Origin of the sequence: Inquilinus sp. 2KB_23 (assembly GCF_052115705.1) — a bacterium.
GTDB classification, from domain to species: Bacteria; Pseudomonadota; Alphaproteobacteria; order DSM-16000; family Inquilinaceae; genus Inquilinus; species Inquilinus ginsengisoli_A.
Window position 1 is genome coordinate 135,713 of sequence record NZ_JBFRHF010000017.1, and the last position, 19,243, is coordinate 154,955.

The 19,243-nt window shown below is 67.0% G+C and carries 18 protein-coding genes; 2 read left to right on the forward strand and 16 right to left on the reverse strand.

All coding sequences use genetic code 11. The annotated features are described in order from the left end of the window. Window positions 1–24: 24 nt before the first annotated feature. The 6 genes from AB4112_RS21840 to AB4112_RS21865 form a co-directional block, all read right to left on the reverse strand. A complete protein-coding gene (locus tag AB4112_RS21840) occupies window positions 25–957 on the reverse strand; it encodes a substrate-binding domain-containing protein (protein WP_441723002.1) in 933 nt (310 codons plus the stop codon). A 110-nt stretch (window positions 958–1,067) separates the two neighbouring features. Continuing rightward, entirely contained in the window at window positions 1,068–1,919 is an 852-nt protein-coding gene (locus tag AB4112_RS21845; RefSeq protein ID WP_441723004.1) for a phytanoyl-CoA dioxygenase family protein, read from the reverse strand. 17 nt (window positions 1,920–1,936) lie between these two features. Then, window positions 1,937–2,995: a LacI family DNA-binding transcriptional regulator gene (locus tag AB4112_RS21850; protein ID WP_441723006.1), complete on the reverse strand. Its 1,059-nt coding sequence runs from the start codon at window positions 2,993–2,995 to the stop codon at window positions 1,937–1,939. Between the two features lie 6 nt (window positions 2,996–3,001). Continuing rightward, window positions 3,002–3,907, reverse strand: coding sequence for a sugar phosphate isomerase/epimerase family protein (locus tag AB4112_RS21855; protein WP_441723008.1), 906 nt, complete (start codon window positions 3,905–3,907; stop codon window positions 3,002–3,004). Window positions 3,908–3,943: 36 nt separating this feature from the next. Beyond that, complete coding sequence (locus tag AB4112_RS21860) at window positions 3,944–5,038, reverse strand: Gfo/Idh/MocA family protein (protein WP_441723010.1); 1,095 nt, start codon at window positions 5,036–5,038, stop codon at window positions 3,944–3,946. Between the two features lie 310 nt (window positions 5,039–5,348). Next, a complete protein-coding gene (locus AB4112_RS21865; RefSeq protein ID WP_309801785.1) occupies window positions 5,349–5,912 on the reverse strand; it encodes a TetR/AcrR family transcriptional regulator in 564 nt (187 codons plus the stop codon). Window positions 5,913–5,945: 33 nt separating this feature from the next. On the opposite strand from AB4112_RS21865, the gene AB4112_RS21870 reads away from it, so the two are divergent. After that, window positions 5,946–7,460, forward strand: a complete 1,515-nt coding sequence (locus AB4112_RS21870) for an amidase (protein WP_441723012.1) — start codon at window positions 5,946–5,948, stop codon at window positions 7,458–7,460. Window positions 7,461–7,548: 88 nt separating this feature from the next. Here the strand turns inward: AB4112_RS21870 and arfA are convergent, their stop codons facing one another. The 6 genes from arfA to AB4112_RS21900 form a co-directional block, all read right to left on the reverse strand. Further along, window positions 7,549–9,099 (reverse strand): arabinosylfuranosidase ArfA, encoded by a 1,551-nt coding sequence (arfA, locus tag AB4112_RS21875; protein ID WP_441723014.1) that lies wholly within the window; start codon window positions 9,097–9,099, stop codon window positions 7,549–7,551. 33 nt (window positions 9,100–9,132) lie between these two features. Next, entirely contained in the window at window positions 9,133–9,978 is an 846-nt protein-coding gene (locus AB4112_RS21880; protein ID WP_441723016.1) for an ABC transporter ATP-binding protein, read from the reverse strand. Next, window positions 9,975–11,039 carry an ABC transporter ATP-binding protein gene (locus tag AB4112_RS21885; RefSeq protein ID WP_309801792.1) on the reverse strand — a complete coding sequence of 355 codons (1,065 nt, stop codon included), beginning with the start codon at window positions 11,037–11,039 and terminating at the stop codon, window positions 9,975–9,977. The genes AB4112_RS21880 and AB4112_RS21885 overlap by 4 nt, the downstream gene beginning before the upstream one ends. Beyond that, window positions 11,036–11,905 (reverse strand): ABC transporter permease, encoded by an 870-nt coding sequence (locus AB4112_RS21890; RefSeq protein WP_309801793.1) that lies wholly within the window; start codon window positions 11,903–11,905, stop codon window positions 11,036–11,038. Before AB4112_RS21890 ends, AB4112_RS21885 begins: the two co-directional genes overlap by 4 nt. Further along, entirely contained in the window at window positions 11,905–12,909 is a 1,005-nt protein-coding gene (locus AB4112_RS21895) for an ABC transporter permease (protein WP_309801794.1), read from the reverse strand. The genes AB4112_RS21890 and AB4112_RS21895 overlap by 1 nt, the downstream gene beginning before the upstream one ends. A gap of 62 nt (window positions 12,910–12,971) precedes the next feature. Continuing rightward, window positions 12,972–14,765 carry an ABC transporter substrate-binding protein gene (locus tag AB4112_RS21900; protein ID WP_441723019.1) on the reverse strand — a complete coding sequence of 598 codons (1,794 nt, stop codon included), beginning with the start codon at window positions 14,763–14,765 and terminating at the stop codon, window positions 12,972–12,974. Window positions 14,766–15,014: 249 nt separating this feature from the next. Between AB4112_RS21900 and AB4112_RS21905 the strand changes: the two genes are divergently transcribed. Beyond that, window positions 15,015–15,953, forward strand: a complete 939-nt coding sequence (locus tag AB4112_RS21905; RefSeq protein ID WP_441723021.1) for an ArsR/SmtB family transcription factor — start codon at window positions 15,015–15,017, stop codon at window positions 15,951–15,953. A gap of 20 nt (window positions 15,954–15,973) precedes the next feature. On the opposite strand, the gene AB4112_RS21910 is transcribed toward AB4112_RS21905, so the two are convergent. The 4 genes from AB4112_RS21910 to AB4112_RS21925 form a co-directional block, all read right to left on the reverse strand. Next, a complete protein-coding gene (locus tag AB4112_RS21910) occupies window positions 15,974–16,825 on the reverse strand; it encodes a sugar phosphate isomerase/epimerase family protein (protein WP_441723023.1) in 852 nt (283 codons plus the stop codon). Between the two features lie 67 nt (window positions 16,826–16,892). Next, entirely contained in the window at window positions 16,893–17,654 is a 762-nt protein-coding gene (locus tag AB4112_RS21915; protein WP_441723025.1) for a DJ-1/PfpI family protein, read from the reverse strand. 3 nt (window positions 17,655–17,657) lie between these two features. Continuing rightward, complete coding sequence (locus AB4112_RS21920) at window positions 17,658–18,158, reverse strand: hypothetical protein (RefSeq protein WP_309801804.1); 501 nt, start codon at window positions 18,156–18,158, stop codon at window positions 17,658–17,660. Continuing rightward, window positions 18,155–19,243, reverse strand: coding sequence for an ABC transporter ATP-binding protein (locus tag AB4112_RS21925; protein ID WP_441723027.1), 1,089 nt, complete (start codon window positions 19,241–19,243; stop codon window positions 18,155–18,157). Before AB4112_RS21925 ends, AB4112_RS21920 begins: the two co-directional genes overlap by 4 nt.

The window sequence follows — 19,243 nt, forward strand, 5'->3', positions numbered from 1 at the left end:
ACGGCCGCGCAGACCTGTGGAGCCCTACTTGCCGGAGAGGATCTTGTCGTAGACCGCCGCGGTGTCCTTCTCGTACAGCGCGCCGGTGATGACGTTGAACCCCGGCGGGACGCCGCCGGACGCCATCGCCGCCAGCGACAGGGCGACGTAGCTGGTCGCCTGCGGGTCCTGCCACTGCGCCGCGTTGACGTAGCCGGTGAGGACCTCCTGGGTGGTGTCGAGCGAGTTGCCCCAGCCGACGACGGGGATCTCGCCCGGCTTGACGCCGACCTGGTCGAACACGCGCTTGATGCTGCCGGTCACCAGGTCGCCCAGGCCGATGACAGCCTTGATCTTCGTCCGGTTGGCGGTCAGGTAGTCGACCATGCGACTGATGATCTCGGCCTGGTCCAGCGTGGAATCCGTCACCTCCCAGGTGATCTCGAGCGGCTTGAACACGCTGGCAATGCCTTCCTCCTCCTGCACGCCGTAGGTCGCGCCGGGGACCTCGACCGGCAGCCAGACGAAGTCACCGGACTTCACCAGGCCCTTGTCGACCAGGTATTGCGCCCAGTGCCGGCCGAAGGTGGTGTTGTCGCCGCCGACATAGGCGTCGAAGGCGGCCTTAGGGTCGGGGGTGTTGAAGTTGATGATCGGGATGCCCGCGGCCTTCGCCTCCTTCACCACCTCGATCAGGCTGCCCGGATCCGGGCTGGTGGTGACGATGCCGTCCGCCTTGGCCGCGATCGCGGCACGCGCCGCCTCCTGGTGCGACGGCACGTCGCCGTTGTGGAACGAGGTGTTCACCGTCTGGCCGGTGTCGGCGGCCCATTGCTTGGCGCCGGCCAGGAAATAGGTCCAGACCGGGTCGGCCGGCGATCCGTGCGAGATCCAGTAGAAGGTCTTGGCCTGGGCCGCGGCCGGCGCCGCCAGCGCCAGCAGCATGCCGCACAGCAACAGCGTCAAACGTCTGAACATGCGTTTCCTCCCCTGTTATCGCCGCCTTCTCGCAATCGACGGGCGGACATGCGTTGAGACTGACACAGCAGCGGGCCGCCCGGCGATGCGGATCGCTCTGGCATCCCGCTTCAGCGCGGTGCGGTGCCTTCCGGCTGCGTCTTCGCCTCGACGGTCTCGTCGCGCTCCGGATCGAAGAAGGCGCGGTGGCCGGCGTCCAGCGTCAGGCCCATCGCCTTGATCCGGTCGTCCGCCACCCGCTCCAGCCTGGTGTAGCCGGGGTGGTGGTGCGCCTTGTATGGGTCGTTCCAGGCGGCGTTGTAGCAGCACAGCATGACGTTGCGCGAATGCTCGGACTTGTTCTGCTCCGACGCGTGCAGGGTGTTGGCGTGGAAGAAGCAGACGTCGCCCGGCGCCATCTCCATGTAGTCGCGCGGCATCCGCTCCAGCGCCTGGTTCACCCGCTCCATGTCGGCGCCGGTCTGGCCGCCGACCCGTCCATGGTCAATCCGGCCCAGCTTGTGGCTGCCGCGGATCATCTGCAGGCAGCCATTCTCCCTGGTCGCCCGATCGACCGCGATGGCAACCGACAGCATGTCGGGGTAGAGGCAGCCATTGTTGTACCAGTAGCCGTAATCCTGGTGCCAATCCCAGGCACCGCCGGCGCGCGGCCGCTTCATCGTCAGCTTGGAGTGGTAGTGGTAGACCTCGCCGCCCAGCAGCCGCTCGGCGCCGTCGACCATGCGCTCGCAGCGGGCGAAGGCGCCGAACAGGTCGTCGCCCGGGTGGTTCCACAGCGCCAGCTCGGTCGACCCGCCGAGGCTGTCCTTCAGCGCCACGACATGGCTGCGAATGCCCTCGTCCTGGGCGATCGCCTGCTGCAGCAGGCCGATCTCCTCGGCGTCGAAGAAGCCGGACTTGACGACATAGCCGTCGCGCCAGAAGGCGGCGCGGTCGGCCTCGGTCACTTGGGGAAAGGGCATGGGGTCCTCCTCCGGCCTTACGGCAGGTTCTCTCGCGTGAAGATCTCGATCCGCACCGGTTCGGCCGGTTCGGCCGGGCCCGGGCGGGTGTGGTGGCCCAGCAGCAGCCGCAGCGTCTCCACCGCCTCGGCCCGCGGATTCTGGTTGATCGCGGCGTCCATCACGCCGTCGATCAGGAAGCGGCGGGTGTGCGGCGTCAGCTCGTGGCCGATATAGACGAGGTGCGGCGCGTCCGCCGGCCGGCGGCGCAGCACCTCGGCGACGCCGCGGTTGCCGCCGCCGATGTTGTAGAGGCCGATCAGGCCGGGATGGGCGTCCAGCAGCCGCGCGGTCACCGTAGCGCTCTGCTCGACGCTGTCATGGCCCTCGACCAGGGCCGGGACAGTCAGGTTCGGGAAGCGCTCGCGCAGCACGCTGCGGAAGCCGGCCTCGCGCTCCTCATGCCCGCGATAGGCCAGGCTGCCGGCGATCAGCCCAACCTCGCCCTTGCGCCCCGCCAGGAAGCGGCCCATCAGGTCGCCCGCGGTGCGGCCAGCGGCGCGGTTGTCGACCCCGACATAGCCGATGCGGGCCGATTGCGGCAGGTCCGAGACCATGGTCGCCACCGGCACGCCGGCGGCTGCCAGCTCCGCCACCGCCTCCCGCACCGCCGGGTGGTCGAGAGCGATAAAGCCGACACCGTCGCTGCCCCGGCCGATCCGGCGCAGCGCCTCGGCCAGGGCGTCGGGGTCGAAGCCCTCGATCAGATGCCGCCGCGGCTTGACGCCGAAGGCGTTGAAGTCCCGCTCCGCCGCCAGCACCGCCTCGCCCAGGTCCCGGATGAAGGTGTTGCCGCCGGCCGGCAGCACGATGTCGAACTGCAGCACCCGGCCGCGCGACAGCTGGCTGGCGGCCAGGTTGGGGGCGTAGTTCAGCCGCTGCACCACCGCCTGGACCCGGCTCGCGGTCCCGGCGTTCACGCCGTCGCGGCCGTTCAGCACCCGGTCGACCGTGGCCAGGCTGACGCCGGCCTCGCGGGCGATGTCGACCATGCGCGCCTTGTTGCCGGCGTCCGTGGCGGTGGTGTCCTGCTTCATGCGGCCTCAGACCCCCAGCGCCCGCAGCTTGCCGTCGATGAAGGCCTTGGCGCGGGGAACGTCGGCCTCCTCCAGATGCTCGATGATCAGCGGGATGTTCGGGTGCCGGCGGGACAGGCGCCGCAGATACAGATCATAGTTCAGCGACCCCAGCCCCGGCGCCGGCAGTTCGATCTCGCCGACGCCGCGGAAGCTGTGCGCCTCCGACGCGTGGATATCGGCATGCTTCTCCGACTTGTCGGTGCCGGACCGCTTCACGTCCTTGGCGTGGGAGATCCGGATGCGGTCGTCGAGCGCGTCGAAGATCCGGTTCAGCTCGCGGTCCATGCGGTCGATGTTGTGGGATTCGAAGTAGTTGGTCGGGTCCATCAGCAGGCCCAGGCCCGGGCTGGGAACGTCGGCGAACAGGCGCAGCGTCTCGTCGACCGAGCCGATGACGTTGTTCACATAGGTCTCGAGCAGGAAGACGGCACCGTGGTCATAGGCGGTGCGGGCTAGGTCCTCGACCACCGCGCGGCACGCTTCGTAGCCTTCCTCGGTCTTGTTCTTCGGGTGGTGCACCCAGTCGCTGTCGGTGGCGAAGGTGCCGGTCTCGCTGATGACATAGGGGCTGCCCAGGTCGCGGGCATGGCGGATCAGGGTCCGCAGATGCTCCAGCTTCGCCTGCTGCGCCGCCGGGTCGGGATGGACGATGTTGGTGTAGCCGCTGATGGCGCTGACCGGCAGGTCGTGATCGCGGAAGGTCTCGCGGATGGTCCGGCACTTGTCGCGCGTGATCGCGCCGGTCGACAGGTCCATGTCCTTGAAGGCGAGGTCGAGCTGGACGGTGTTGAAGCCCAGCGAGCGTATCTTCTTCGCCGTCTCCGGCAACGAATAGGGGAAATACCCGGTGAAGATGCCGACCTGGATCATGACGCGTTCCTCCGTGTTTTCTCGTTGTCCTTGGTGTCAGGCGCCGAATTCCGCCAGGCGGACGACGCGCTTTTCCGTGAGCGAGCGGTAGGCGGCCTCGACCAGCGCCATGGTGCGGACGTTGTCGGCCGCGCTCAGCAGCGGCGGCTCGCCGGTCTTCACCGCGTATTGCAGCTGCTCCATCACGCCCTTGAAGGCGTGCGGGAACCACATCGTGTCCCAGCTTGGCCGCACCCAGCTGCCGCCGGTCTCCGGCGCGCAATAGGCCAGGGTGCTGGGGCTACCCTTCGGATAGTCCGGCCAGCCGATGGTGCCCTGGGCCAGGCCCTCCGTCCCCTCGACCCGCCATTTGATGTAGATGTCGCTCTCGAAGCCCTCGGCGCGCGGACCGGACCACACATCCTCCAGGCTCACCGCCATCAGCCCGCCCCGGAAGGACAGGGTGGAGCAGCAGATGCCGTCGCGATGCGGGAAGCGGGTGCGCGGGTCGGTCCGCGCCGCGGTGTAGATCTCGACCGGGTCGCCGAACAGGAAGCGCAGCACGTCGAGATGGTGGATGCTCATGTTGAGCAGGGTCAGCCGGCCATAGGCCTCGAGGAAGGGCTGCCAGTGCGGGATCGCCCGCATCTCGATCGTCGCCAGCACCGGCGTGCCCAGGGCGCCGCGGTCGAGCAGTTGCTTCAGCACCCGCATCGACTGGTCGAAGCGCATGTTCTGGTTGACCGACAGGATCTTGCCGGCCGCCGCGGCCTCCGCGGCCAGGCGCTGCGCCTCGGCATGGTCCATCGCCATCGGCTTCTGCGCCAGGATCGCCCGGATGTGCGGCTGGCGCAGCGCATGGCGGATCAGGTCCGGCTGCTGGTCGGGCGGAAAGGCGATGTCCAGGATCTCGACCTCGCGGTCCTCGATCAGCGCCGCCGGCGTGTCGTGGACGCGGGGGATGTCCCAGCGCGCCGCCACCGCCCGCGCCTTGTCCGGGTTGCGGCTGGCGATGGCGACGACCGGGAAGCCCGCCTCGCGATACGCCGCCAGATGCACATCCGCCATGATGAACCCGGCCCCGATCGCGCCGATGCGGTGGTCGCGGCAACGAATCTCGGGGTCGGGCACGAAACCCGACGGCACGGACATGGCGGCCTCCCTGACGCATTTTGAGGTACGTTACCGGACGTATACTTGGCGTCAAGTGGGAAACGCTTTAGCAAATCTAACGATGATGAAGGCCTATCCTGACGTACGTTACCGGGGTGACATCTCCGGACGCGCATGGCTTTTGACAGGGCGTCCTGGTTGGAGGGCGGACATCGCTGGCCAACAGCCGAAATCGACGGCTATGCGCCCGACCAAGTCATGTCGCGGCAGCAGCAGGCTGGGGCGTCAATCGTTTCATCTCGAGGGACGGCACCGGCCATCGGCCGATGGACGACGGAGACAGGCGGGCTCAGGGAATGAGGCCGCTGCCTCGGTAGGTCGCGACGATCCCTTCGTAGATCGACACGTCACCGCGGCTGCGGGCGACGAGCTGCGCGCCCTCGACCGCCGCGAAGATCGCGCGGGCGCGATGCCGGACGGCATCGGGATCGGTGGTGCCGATCTTTGCCAGCACCCGGGCGATCCAGTCCTCGTTCATCGCTCCGAACTTGACCACTTCGGTCCGCACTTCGTCCGGCAGTTCCTTGTGCTCGGCGGCCATGATACCGGCGAGGCACATCCGGTTGTCGTTGCGGAGCGTGTCGCGGAAGACGTCGGTGTAGCGCACCAGGCAGGTCCGGGGGTCGAGGCCGTCGGCCAGCAGGCCGTCCAGATACTCGGCGAAATCGGAGGTGTAGCGATCCGCCAGCGCCCCCCCCAGTTCGCCCTTGGTCGGGAAATAATGGTGGATGCTGGCGCTCTTGATGCCGACGTCCTTCGCCAGCTCGCGGAAGCTGAGGCCGCTATAGCCGCGATCCTGCACGGTCAGCCGTGCCGCCGCCATAATCCGCTCCCGGGTGTCGCCCGCTGCCATCGCATCCTCCATCTACCTGACGATAAATAGGCGTTGACATCGAGAAAGGGAAGGCCCAGCTGTGGTGAGCGAGTTGTTTACCTGTCGTCAGGTAGACAGGATTTGCCCCACAGGAAACCGATCATGCCCGATGTGAAGATCAGCGAAACGAACCCGATCCACTACCAGGACGCGACGACGCTCGCGGCGCTCATCCGGACGAAGGAGGTCTCGTCCCGCGAGGTCGTGCAGGCGCATATCGACCGTGTCGCGGCGGTGAACCCGCGGATCAACGCCGTCGTCACGCTGATGGCCGCGGATGCGCTAGCGGCGGCGGATGCGGCCGACAAGGCCGTCGCCGACGGCGCCGATCTCGGCCCACTGCATGGCGTGCCGTTCTCGATCAAGGATGCGCTGGACACCGCCGGTGTCCTCACCCAGCGCGGCTCGAAGCTGTTCGCGGGCCATGTCCCCACCACCGATGCCACCGCGGTGGCCCGCTACAAGGCCGCGGGCGGCATCCCGCTGATGAAGACCAACCTCCCCGAGTTCTCGGCCTGGACGGAAACCGACAACCTCCTCACCGGCCGCACCAACAACCCCTGGAATCTGGCTCGCACGCCCGGCGGGTCCTCGGGCGGGGAGTCCGCGGCCATCGCCGCCGGCCTGTCGCCGATCGGCATCGGCAGCGACGTCGCGATCTCGGTGCGCGGCCCCGCCGCCTTCACCGGCATCGCGGCGCTCAAGGCGACGCAGGGCCGCGTTCCCTACACCGGCCATTATCCCTCGATCATCCGGCGCTGGTGGCATGTCGGCGCGATGGCGCGCACGGTCGGCGATGTCGCGCTCGGCTATTCGATCCTGAAGGGGCCGGACGGCGTCGACGGCTACGCCGTCCATCCGCGTGATGCGGACGCCGGTGCCAGCCGGATCCCCGGCAGGCCGCTGCGCATCGGCTGGGTTGCGGATGCCGCCTTCGGCCCGGTCGACCCCGAGATCGTCGCGGCCGTCGCTTCGGCCGCCAGCCGGCTGGCCGATCTGGGGCACGAGGTGGAACCGGTGACCCTGCCCTTCCTCGGGAACCCGCTCGGTGCGCTGATGACGCTGATCTATGCTGAGATCGTGCCCTCGATCAAGGCGCTCGCAGCAGGGCGCGAGGGCGAACTTCATGCGATCGGAGCCGGCATCGTCGGCATGGCAGATCCGGCCTTCGCCGATTTCCTCGCCGCCGAGGCGCAGGGCGAAGACCTCCGGTCCGCCTTCGCCGGCTTCTTCGAGAGATACGACGTCCTGCTGACACCGGTGAACCCGATGACGGCCACCCCGCACGGCGCACAGGAGCTTGTCGTGGGTGGCGTGACGGTGCCTTGGACCCATGTCATGGCCGCGACGTCGCCGTTCAACCTGACCGGGCTGCCCGCCCTTTCGGTGCCCTACGCCTTCAGTTCGGAGCAGCTGCCGATCGGCATCCAGCTCGTCGGCAAATGGCTGGACGAGGCGACGCTCCTGCGGCTCGGCGCGATGCTGGAGCGCAAGGGCGGCCTCGGCGACCGGCACCCGGCGCTGTGACGGAAAGGAAGGGGCGTCCCCGACGCCCCTTCCAAACGACTGCCTCTGCGCCCTGCAGGCGACGATCCCGCCGAAGGCGGGCTCGCCTTCATTCCGAAGCCACCAGCCGGATCACATTCCAGGATGCGGGCGCGAGCATGGCCACGACCCGGCCGCCGTCGACGCGCACCCCGGCCAGAGGGGCGGGCCTGACCCGGTCCGGCGCCTCCTTGGTGTTGGTGGCGGAAAGGTCGTCGTGGCGCATCTCCAGCGCCTCGACCAATTCGAGATCGCCGAAGCCGCGCGCATCGATCTGGATCGGCATCGGCTGGTCGAGATGGCGGTTGAGCACGAACAGCGTCACCGCCCGGCCCGCTTCGTCATGGACGGCGGCGAGCTTGGCGTAGGGCACGGCGGGCAGCGGGAAGGTCAGATCGGCGGTGCCGCGGGGATCGTAATAGGTGGCGGCATAGGTCGGCGATACCACCTTCGCGCGCAGCACCTGGCCGCGGCCGAAATTGCTGAAATGCGCGAAGGGGTGGAAGATCGTCTGCCGCCAGGCCGGGCCGCCGGTTTCCGTCATGATCGGCGCGATGGCGTTCACCAACTGGGCGAGGCAGGCGCTGCGCACGCGGTCGGCGTGGTTGAGGAGCGAGATGCAGGCCCCGCCGAAGGCGAGCGCATCCTTCATGGTGTAGACCTCCTCGAGGATGTTCGGCGCCACCGGCCAGCCGAGCTTGGTGCGGCCCTCGCTCTTGCGGCGGGTGCGGTACCAGACGTTCCATTCGTCGAAGCTCAACATGATGCGCTTCGACGAGCGTCGCCGGGCCGCCACCGCGTCCGCGATCGCGACCACCTCATCGATGAAGGAATCCATCAGGTCGGGGCTTGCGAGGAAGGCCGCCGTGTCGCCGGCATAGTCGTTGAGATAGGTGTGCAGCGAGATGAACTCGACATGCTCGAAGGTGTGTTCGAGCACCGTGTCCTCCCATTCGCCGAAGGTCGGCATGGTGCGGGCGGACGAGCCGCAGGCGGCGAGTTCGATCGACGGATCGACCCATCTCATCAGCTTGGCGGCCTCGGTGGCGATGCGGCCGTACTCCACCGCCGTCTTGGTCTCCATCTGCCAGGGACCATCCATCTCGTTGCCGAGGCACCAGAACTTCACGTCGTGCGGCTCCGGCCAGCCGTGGTCGCGGCGAAGGTCCGAGAGTTCGGTGCCGCCGGGAAAGTTGCAGTATTCGAGGAGCCGGCGCGCGGCGTCGCCGTCACGCGTGCCGAGATTGACCGCAAGCATCGGCTCGATGCCGGCCGCCCGGCACCAGTCGATGAATTCGTTGGTGCCGAAGGCGTTGGTTTCGGTCGACATCCAGGCGAGGTCGAGGCGCCGCGGGCGCTTCTCGACCGGCCCCACGCCGTCCTCCCAATTGTAGCCGGAGACGAAATTGCCGCCGGGATAGCGCATGGTCGTGGGCGCCAGCTCGCGCACGAGGTCGAGCACGTCGGTGCGGAAGCCCTTGGCGTCGGCGGTCGGATGCCCGGGTTCGTAGAGGCCGCCATAGACGCAGCGTCCGAGGTGCTCGACGAAGGCGCCGAACAGGCGACGATCGGTCTCGCCGATGGTGAAGGTGCGATCGATGGTGGCCGTGACGGTCTGCATGGAAGGCTCCGGGGAAGCGACGGATGGAATGGGTCAGGCCGCCGGCTGGGGCCTGGGTTCGGCGGGCATCTCGTCCCGCCAGGCGTTGCCGACGGGCAGGACCGCCTGCAGCAATTTGATGGAATAGGGGTGGCTCGGCGCATCGAGTACGGCGCGCGCCGGGCCGCTCTCCACGACCTCGCCCTTCTCCATGATGATCAGCCGGTCGCTGATGTAGTAGGCGGTGGCGAGGTCGTGGGTGATGTAGACGATCGACACGCCGAACGTGTCGCGCAGCGTCCTGAACATGTTGACGATCGTCATGCGCAGCGAGGCGTCGATCATGGAGACGGGCTCGTCGGCCACCACCAGCGCGGGCTCGGGCACGAGCGCCCGGGCAATGGCGACGCGCTGCAGCTGGCCGCCCGACATCTCGTGCGGGAAGCGGCCGCGCACCTCGGCGAGCGACAGGCCGACCTTGCGCAGCGCCGCATCCGCCAGTCCCTCGACGTCGGCGCGCGTCCTGGCGCCACAGAAGCGGCGCGCGGCCAGATAGAGGTAGCGGTCGAGACGCTTCAGCGGGTTGAAGGCCTCGAACGGGTTCTGAAACACCGGCTGGACCTCGCCCATGAAGGCCAGCCGGTCGCGGCGGCTCCTGATGGTGGCGAGGTCGCGGCCCCGAAACAGGATGGAGCCGCTGCTGGGCGGGACGCTGTTCAGGATCATGCGGGCGAGGGTCGATTTGCCCGAGCCGGATTCCCCGATGATGGTGAAGACCTCCGGGCGCTCGTTCGTGAGCGAAAAATCGACACCGGCGACGGCCCGCACGACGTGGCGTCCGAAGAGGCCGCCGGAGGTGTAGGTCTTGCTCGCCTGACGGACTTCGAGAAGGGCGGTCATGAAAGCCTTCGTCCTTCCGCATGCGCCTTGGCGACATGGCAAGCGACCCGGTGGCCGGGCTCCAGCTCCTCCATCGGCGGCGACGCCTCGCGGCACAGGCCGACGGCGGAAGGGCAGCGGGGATGGAAGCGGCAGCCTGTCGGCGGATCGGCGAGGCTGGGCGGCGCGCCGGGCAGGCCGGTCTTCCTCATGTCGTCGCCGAGCCGCGGCAGGCTCGCGATGAGATGCGCCGTGTAAGGGTGGAGCGGACGCTGGAAGACCTTGCGGGTCGGCCCCTCCTCCACCAGGCGGCCGGCATACATGATGCCCAGCCGGTCGGTGAGGTTGGCGTGCACCGCCATGTCGTGGGTGACGAACAGGATGGATGAACCCATCTCCTGCTGGACCTCGCGGAGCATGGCGAGCACGTCCTTTTGCACCACGACGTCCAATGCGGTCGTCGGCTCGTCGGCGATGATGAATTCCGGCCGGCAGATGGTGGCGAGCGCGATAGTCAGGCGCTGGCGCATGCCGCCCGACAGCTCGTGCGGATAGGCGTCGAGCACCCGAGGGTCGAGCGAAAGACGACCGAGATGGCGCTCGACGGTCGTCAGGAAATCCCGGCGGCTGCCGCCGAGGTGCCGCGCGGCGAAATCGACGAAGGTGCTGCGGATCCGGCGCACCGGGTTGAGCACATTCATCGAGCCCTGCGTCACATAGGACAGTCGGCTCCAGCGGATGGCGGCGACCTGGGCCGGAGACATCGCGTAGATGTCCTGACGGCCGTCCTCGAAGGTGAAGGCCACGGTCCCGCCGACCACATTGAGCGGCGGGCGGATGGCCCTTGCGATCGTCTTGATCAGCGTGGATTTGCCGGAGCTGGATTCCCCGGCCAGCCCGTAGATCTCGTTGCGGCGGATGGTGAAGGTGACGTCGTCGACGGCGCGGACTTCGCGGCTGATGCCGAAGAACCGCATCTGGTAGTAGGCCTTGAGGCCCGAGACTTCGAGCAACGGCGCCGTGGCGGCGGGGCTGCCGACCGACCGTCCCGGCCCTGGATGGACGTCCGGGGCGAGGCTCATGCGCCGCCTCCCATCCGGGCGAGCCGGCTGCGCGGATCGATGTACTCGTTCATCGAGATCGCGAGCAGGAAGAGCCCGACGAACAGCATGATCACCAGCGCGATCGGGAAGGCGACCCACCACCAGACGCCGGAGACGAGCGCGGCATGCTGGTTGGCCCAGTAGATCATCCCGCCGATCGTCGGCGTGTTGATGTCGGTGAAGCCGAGCACCGACAGCGTGACTTCGATGCCGATCGACCAGTTGATGTTGTTCATCGTGGTCGAGAACAGGATCGGCAGGACGAAGGGGAGATGGTCCTGGACCAGGATCTGGCGCGTGCTGGCCCCCGAGAAATAGGCCTGGCTGGTGAACTCGCGGGTTCTGAGGCTCATCGCCATGGCGCGGATCAGCCGCGCGTCATAGGCCCAGCCCAAGGCGGCCGTGATGAGGGCGAGCGACGTCCAGCTCATGGCATCGCGCATGATGAAGTAGAACAGGATGAGGATCGGGAAGAACGGGATGACGATGAAGGTGTCGTTGATCGACATCAGCACCCGATCGACCCATCCGCCCTTGTAGCCGGCCAGCAGCCCGACCACGAGCGAGATGATCCGGCTCAGCACCGCGACCGTGATGCCGAAGCTGAGCGTGTTGCGGATGGCGACGGTCAATTGCCAGAACACGTCCTGGCCGCGCGAGCTCGTGCCGAAGATGAAGTCCCATGACGGCGGCGCGTCCGGCGCCACGACATAGACGTCGAGCGGCGGATAGGGCGACACGAAGGACAGCAGCGCCATGAGGACGACGATGCCGACCAGGACGAGGCCCGCGGCGAATTCGAAATTATAGCGGATGAGGTCGCGGAAGACGGCGAAGCCTTGCATCAACGTGCCTCCACGCGCGGATCGATCAGGGGATAGAGCAGATCGATCAGCAGGACCGCGGCGGAGACGGCGATGATCGAGACCGAGGTGATGCCGAGCACGAGGCTGTAGTCGCCCGCATGGACGCCGCTGATGAGCAGCGAGCCGAGGCCGGGATAGCCGAACACCTGTTCGGTGATGATGGCCCCGTTGAAGATGGCGCCGAGCTGGAGCGCCAGCCCCGTGACCTGGGGGCCCAACGCGTTGCGCATCACGTAGGAGGTCAGGATGGTGCGGGGCCTGACGCCCCCGAGCTCGGCATAGGTGACGTAGTCCTCCGTCACGATGTTGGACACGAGCGAGCGCATGCCCATGAACCAGCCGCCGATGCCGACCGCCATGAGCGAAAGGGACGGCAGCACCGAATGCAGCAGCACATCCAGCGCGAAGCCGAAGGTGTCCCCGCGGTTGGCGTTCATGCTGGCCCCGCCGCTGATCGGCAGGATCGGCCAGAGAAAGCCGAAGATGATCAGGAGGACGAAGGCGATGATGTAGTAGGGAATGGGGTGGACGCCCATCGACACGATGCCGAGCAGTTTCAGGAAGCGGTTTCGCCTGTAGTAGCCGGCAAGGCCGCCGATGAAGTTGCCGATGATCCAGGTCATGATCGTCGAGGCGAGGAGAAGCCCGACCGTCCAGGGCATGGCCCGCCAGATCAGGGTGGACACCGGCGTCGGGAAGGCGGAGAGCGAGGGACCGAAGTCGCCGACCACCACCCGCCTCCAGAACGAGATGTATTGCTCGATCGGCGATCCCTCGAGACCGTAGAGCTGGCGCAGCGAGACACGCATCATCTCGATCGCCTCCGGGCTGGTCACGCCGAAGGACGTGGCAGCCGAAATGCTCTGCTCGACCGGGTCGATCGGTGTCGAGTGGGTGATGACATAGGTGATGTTCACGCCGATGAAGACGACGACCACGAACTGCACGAGCCGTTTGGCGAGGTAGGCGAGATAGGATTTCATGGTCCGGTCATCGGTTTGCCCGCGGCGCCCGTCGGCCGGGCGCCGCGTGGCCTTCGCGGAACTCAGGGCTGGGTCGGCTTCAGCCGCACCATCATCAGCCGCGAATTGCCCCAGTTCGGCACCGGATCGGTGTAGGGGTCGTCGGCCGTCGGATAGCCTGTCCAGTAGGTCGTATCCATGGCTGTGAAGACGTTGTAGGCCATCAGCGGGATGATCGGCATCTCGCGCACCATGAACTTGGCGTAGTCGCGCCCGAGTTCGACCGTCTTCGGATCCTCGAAGGAGACGGTGCGGATCTGCTCGATCAGCTTGTCGAGCTCCGGGCTCTTCAGACGCTGCCAGTTGCGCGGCGACTGGGTCTTGCCCGCCGGCGCCACGAACTGGGAATGCCAGCTGTCGAGGAAGAAGGCGAGATCGGGGTGGCCGCCATAGCTCTCGACACTCCAGCCGATGAAGGTGTCGAAGTCACCGGCGCCGCGCCGGTCGAGCATGTTGGTGCCCTGCGCCACGTCGATCTTGGCGTCGATGCCGAACTGCCGCCACTCCTGGGCGATCATGGTGCCCGCCCGTGTCATCACCGGCCGGGAGTCGCCCTCGACCATGATCTTGATCGAGAAGGGCTTGCCGTCCGGCGTGTACCAGGCATCGCCACGCTTGGCAAAACCGGCGCGTTCGAGAAGCTCGGCCGCCGCCGTCGGGTTCGGCTTCCACCAACCGTAGCCGAAGGAGCGCGCGATGTCGGCGGGATCGGTCGGGATCTGGTCCCCCATCGAAGGCCGCAACATCCCGGCGATCTGCGCGCCCATCGTGGGATCGTAGGGCTTGATCGTCTCCTTGCCGGTATCGAGCTCGAAGCTGGCCAGCCAGTCCTGCAGCGGCTTGTGATAGTCGTCCGGATGGGTGCCCGTCGGCGGGATGCCGATGGCAGAGATCGTCGCGGCGCCGCGATAGGAGGCCATCGAGACGGCCCTGATGTCGATGAGCAGGGCCAGCGCCCAGCGCACGTCACGATTCTGGAAGGTCGGATTCTGCAGGTTGAAGATCACCGACGGCAGGGTCGGATCCGGGTGCCCGAACGGAAACCCCTTGAACCAGGTCTTCAGCGACTTCGATTGCTTGGCGAGGGTGAACATGCCCTCCGGCGCGACGTCATGGATGACATCGAGATCGTGGTTGAGCTGGGCGATCACGCGCTTGTCGGGCGGGCCGGGATCGATATAGGCGACGTATTTCGGCCCGGGCTTGCCATAGCGGCCCAGCGTCGTGCGCTGCCAATCGTCGCGCAGCTGCCAGATGAACCACTTGCCGTCAGGGTCGTAGCTGTAGAGCGTATAGGCACCCAGAGAAACCGGCTTGTTGAAGTCGAACCGCAGCGGGTCGGGCGCCTTCTCGAAGACATGCTTCGGCATCATCCAGATGGCGTTGAACCGCACGGTGAACAGGGCGTGGAAGCGGGAGTTCGGCTTCTTCAGCTTGAAGACGACCGTCTGCGGATCCACCTTGCGCACGCTGTCGACATTGAGGGAAAGCAGGGCACTCCAACGCATGCCCGGATGATTGATCTGGGTCTCGACGGTATAGACGAGGTCGTCGGCCGTGAACTCGACACCGTCGCTCCAGTAGATCCCCGGCCGCAGCTTCACGGTCATTTCCGTGAAGTCGGCATTGTAGATGGGCTTTTCGGAGGCCAGGGAATTCTCCCACGATCCGTCGAGCCCGCGTTCCGGGTCGATGTACCAGAGGGTGTCGAGCGCGAGCTGGTGCAGGCCCGTATACTGCCCGCCGGCATTGATGGCCCAGATGTTGAACCAGCCGGGGTTCTTGATCGTCCCTTCGGGATTTTCGAGGATGAGCATCTCGCGGCGGGGCAGATCCGAGATCGTGCCCTGGGCGAAAGATCCGACGGTGCTTGCGACGAGGCCAGCGAACGCAAGCAGGAGCAGCTTGATGGCGCGCATTGATGTCCTCCCTGACCGGTTCTGTGACCGGCTCGTCGGGAGTGAAGCCCCATCCGAGCTATCCGTCAATGATTTTGATATATACCAAAATCATGGATATAAAGATCGAGCCGTTACCGCTTTTCAACTCCGAAGGATGATTGGCAATTGGACGTTCCACAGCGCCGGCTGCTGACACTGACCGCCAGCGAGGACGGCGAAACGCTGGAGGCACTCGCTTCGCCCGCGCGACTGGCCATGCTGAGACTCCTGCGTCAGCGCGGGCCGCTGAATGTGAACCAGATCAGCAGCGAGCTCGGACTGCCCCAGTCCACGGTCGCGATCAACGTGCAGAAATTGGAACGCGCCGAGCTGATCCGCACCGAAACCGTCAAGGCCAGCAAGGGGCAGCAGAAGGTCTGCTCCGTGCTCTACGACGAGATCACGGTGCGCCTCGATGATCCCGATGCCCTGCGGGATGACAGGATCATCGAGGTCGCGATGCCGATCGGCCTCTACACGACCTGCGAGGTCAGCGCACCCTGCGGGCTGTGCTCGTCGGAAGGCGTGCTCGGCCTGCTCGATGTTCCCGACCATTTCCTGGATCCGAACCGGATGAAGGCGTCCTTGATCTGGTTCGGCCGCGGCTTCGTCGAATACAAGTTCCCCAACAACGCCAAGGTGGTCGGGAAGGCGATCGAACAGCTCGAGATCACCATGGAGCTGTCGTCGGAAGTGCCCGGCACCAACAGCGACTGGCCGTCGGACATCACGCTGTGGATCAACCATGTCGCCGTCGCGACCTGGACGTCGCCGGGCGACTACGGCGACACCCGCGGCCGCTATACGCCGCGATGGTGGAAGCTTGCCGGCTCGCAATACGGCAAGCTGGTCACCTGGCGGGTCACCGATGAAGGGGCCTTCGTCGACGGCAGTCGAGCGTCCGGCGTGACGCTGAATCAGCTTCGCCTGAACGACCATCACGCGATCCGCCTCCGGGTCGGCATCGATGAGAACGCCGAGCACCCCGGTGGCCTCAACATCTTCGGCCGGGGCTTCGGCAATCATGACCAGGATATCGTCATGCGCCTGCGTCTGCGCGCATGACGGTCCAACGGACGCATGGCTCAGCCGCCCGCATCGGCCCAGCCCCGTCGCATGTGCGCGAAGCCTGACCGGTAGACGTCTTCCTTGTTCGGGAAGAAGTCGCGCCACACGCGGGTGGCGGCGGCGAGCGCCGGAACGGTGCGGCCGAAGGCCTCGATCGTCAGCCTGCCGTCATAGGCCGCGGCCCGCAGCGCCCTATAGGTCGGCCCCCACGCCACATGACCCCTGCCCGGCGTGCCGCGGTCGTTCTCCGAGATATGGACATGGATCATGTGGCGGCTGATGGTGCCGATCGCGGCGACCGGGTCCTTCTCCTCGATATTGGCGTGGAAGGTGTCGTACATCCCCTTCACGGCGGGATGGTCGACCTCGTCCAGATAGTCGGCCAGCTGATCCATCGTGTTGAGGAAGTAGCATTCGAAGCGGTTCAGCGCCTCGAGGGCGAAGCGCACGCCGTGGCGCTGGGCGTGGTCGCCGGCGCGGCGGTTGAATTCGATGCCGCGCCGGCGCTCCTCGGCCGAAGGGCCCTGGCCGGTGAAATGGCCGAGCTGCGAATGCATCGGGCCGGCGACGATCGATCCTCCGAGCGCCTTGCTGCAGTCGACGACCCACCGCGCCCGCTCCACCGCCGCCGCCCGCTCCGACCGGTCGTCCGAGAGGCAGTTGTGCCCGGCCCCCAGCACGCTCACGGCCGTGACGTCGAAGCCCAGCGCCGCCAGCCGTTCCCCGAGCCTGGCGTAGTCGTCGGGCGCGCCTTCGAAGACCGGGACCTCCACGCTGTCATACCCCGTCTCCTTGAGCGCCTTCAGCAGCGGCGCGTGTTCGTCGGTGACGTGCCCCGTCCACAGCAGCAGGTTGAACCCGTACTTCATGCCCCCTCCTCCCTCGGCCGTCGTGGATCGCCGGCCCGGTTCCTTCAGGCGAGACCGGCCGCGACGCTCACTGCGCCGCCGACGCCTGTCCCTTCACGGCCAGCAGCTGCTGCACCAGGGCCTGGACCAGCCGCGGCAGGTCATAGGGGAAGCGCGCGGTGATCAGGTTGCCGTCGATCACGCAGGGTTCGTCGAGAACCACGGCGCCGGCATTCTCGAGGTCGATCTGGATGTTCCACACCGCGGTGGCGCGCTTGCCCTTGAGGATCCTGGCGCTGACCATCACCCATTGACCGTGGCAGATCGCGGTCGTCGGCTTGCCGGAGTCATACATGGCGCGGACGAAAGACAGGGCGTGCTTGTCCATGCGCAGCGCGTCGGGGTTCCAGCAGCCGCCGGGCAGCAGCACGGCATCGTAGTCTACCGCCTTGGCCTCGTCGGTGTAGCGGTCGATCTTCAGCCACCCCGCATTCTCCATCAGCCGGATGGCGAGGACATGGGTGGCGCATTGCGGCGGGAAGCGCAGCCCGAGCGTCGGATCGAATTCGCCGATGCGCGGCGAGACGATGTGGACCGTGGCCCCATGCTCGGTCAGCCAGCGGTGGGCGCCCAGGATCTCCACCTCCTCGACGCCGTTGGTGCAGCAGATGGCGACCCGCTTGCCCTTGAGCAGGGTCGGATCGGAGGGCGGGTCGAACAGGAAGCTGTTGAGCTCCCGGTTCAGCTCGCCATCCGCCGTCGCCAGCAGCTCGGTGGAGATGGACGGGACCGGCGAGGTGGACGTCAGCTGCTGCATCCGCTGGACGAGGGCGGCTTGATTAAGGCTCATTTTTCACTCTCCCGGAGATGTTGAAGGATGGTGCTCGCCGGATCCTTCCTCGCTTCCCGTCCTCCGGCGCCCCTGCAGCATCAACGCGCAGCCCAGGACGCCGGCGATGGCCGCGACCGTCCAGGTGAAGCCGTGCATGTACCAGGGCTTGGCGCTCAGCTGAGCCTTGCCGGAAAGGGTGCCGGGATCCGGCGGCTTGAGGAAGAACAGGCCGTAGAGATGCGCGGCGGCGATCGCGACCAGCAGGGTAAGGCAGAAGATCATGGCTACGATCATCGCCGCCTTCACCACCGACCGCTTCGGCACGCCGGGCTGCGCCATCGGCAGCAGGTTGTTCGCCAGCGCCGCCACGATGACGATGACGCCCCCGGCCGTGAACAGCGCAATGTCGAAGGGCTGGAAGATCAGCAGCAACGCGACGACGCCGAGTCCGATGATCGCGTATTCCAGCTTGCGCGCGCCTGCGGACGACAGCCCGCCATGGCCCTGGTCGTGCCGGCTCATGCGCGGACCGCCTTGCCATCCGCGGCGAAGATGTGGGTCTGCATGGGATCCGGAATCAGGTGGAGCGGTTCGCCGATCTTGACCTTCCTGTCACGCCGGACGACCACCCGGATGTCGCCGCCGGCATTGGTCCGCGCATGGATGAGGGTCTCGGCGCCCATCGGCTCGATCAGCTCGGTCACGGCATCGATCGTGCCGGCGGTGTCCTGTGGCACGACGGTGAAGGCACGTGGGCGCACGCCGACCGTGATCCGTCCCGGCCCCAGGGCCGCCACGGCGGGGTTCACATGGAGGTCGACGTCCTGCTGGTCGAGGGTGACCGTCGCCTTGCCGTCGCCGTAGCCCTTGAGCTCCGCATCGATCAGATTCATCTGCGGCGTGCCGATGAAGCTCGCGACGAAGACATTGGCCGGCTTGGCGAAGACCTCGTGCGGACTGCCCACCTGCTCGATCATGCCGTCGCGCATGATCGCGATGCGATCCGCCATGGTCAGGGCTTCGAGCTGGTCGTGGGTGACGATGACCGTGGCCTTGGACAGGTTCGACAGCACCGCCTTGATCTGGCCGCGCATGGTGTGGCGCAGCTCCACATCCAGCCGCGACAGCGGCTCGTCGAACAGGAAGCAGTTGGGATCGCGCACGATGGCGCGTGCGACGGCGACGCGCTGCTTTTCCCCTTCCGAGACCTGCCCCGGCATCCGGTCCAGGACATCGCGCAGATGCAGGATGTCGGCCACCTTGCCGACGCGGGCGGCGACCTCCGCCTTGCCGATGCCTTCGCGGTGCAGCGGCATGGCGATGTTCTCGCCGACCGTCAGCGCCGGATACAGCGCATAGAACTGGAAGACCATGGCGATATTGCGCTTCTGCGGCGACAGCTCGTTCATGCGCTGCCCCGCGATCACGATGTCGCCCGCCGTGGCCCGCTCCAGCCCCGCGATCATGCGCAGGGTCGTCGTCTTGCCGCAGCCCGACGGACCGAGCAGGCAGACGACCTCCCCCGCCGCCACCGACAGGTCGGCGTCGCGGACCGCGACGAACGGGCCGAACGCCTTGGTGATCCCTCGGATTTCGATGGTCGACAT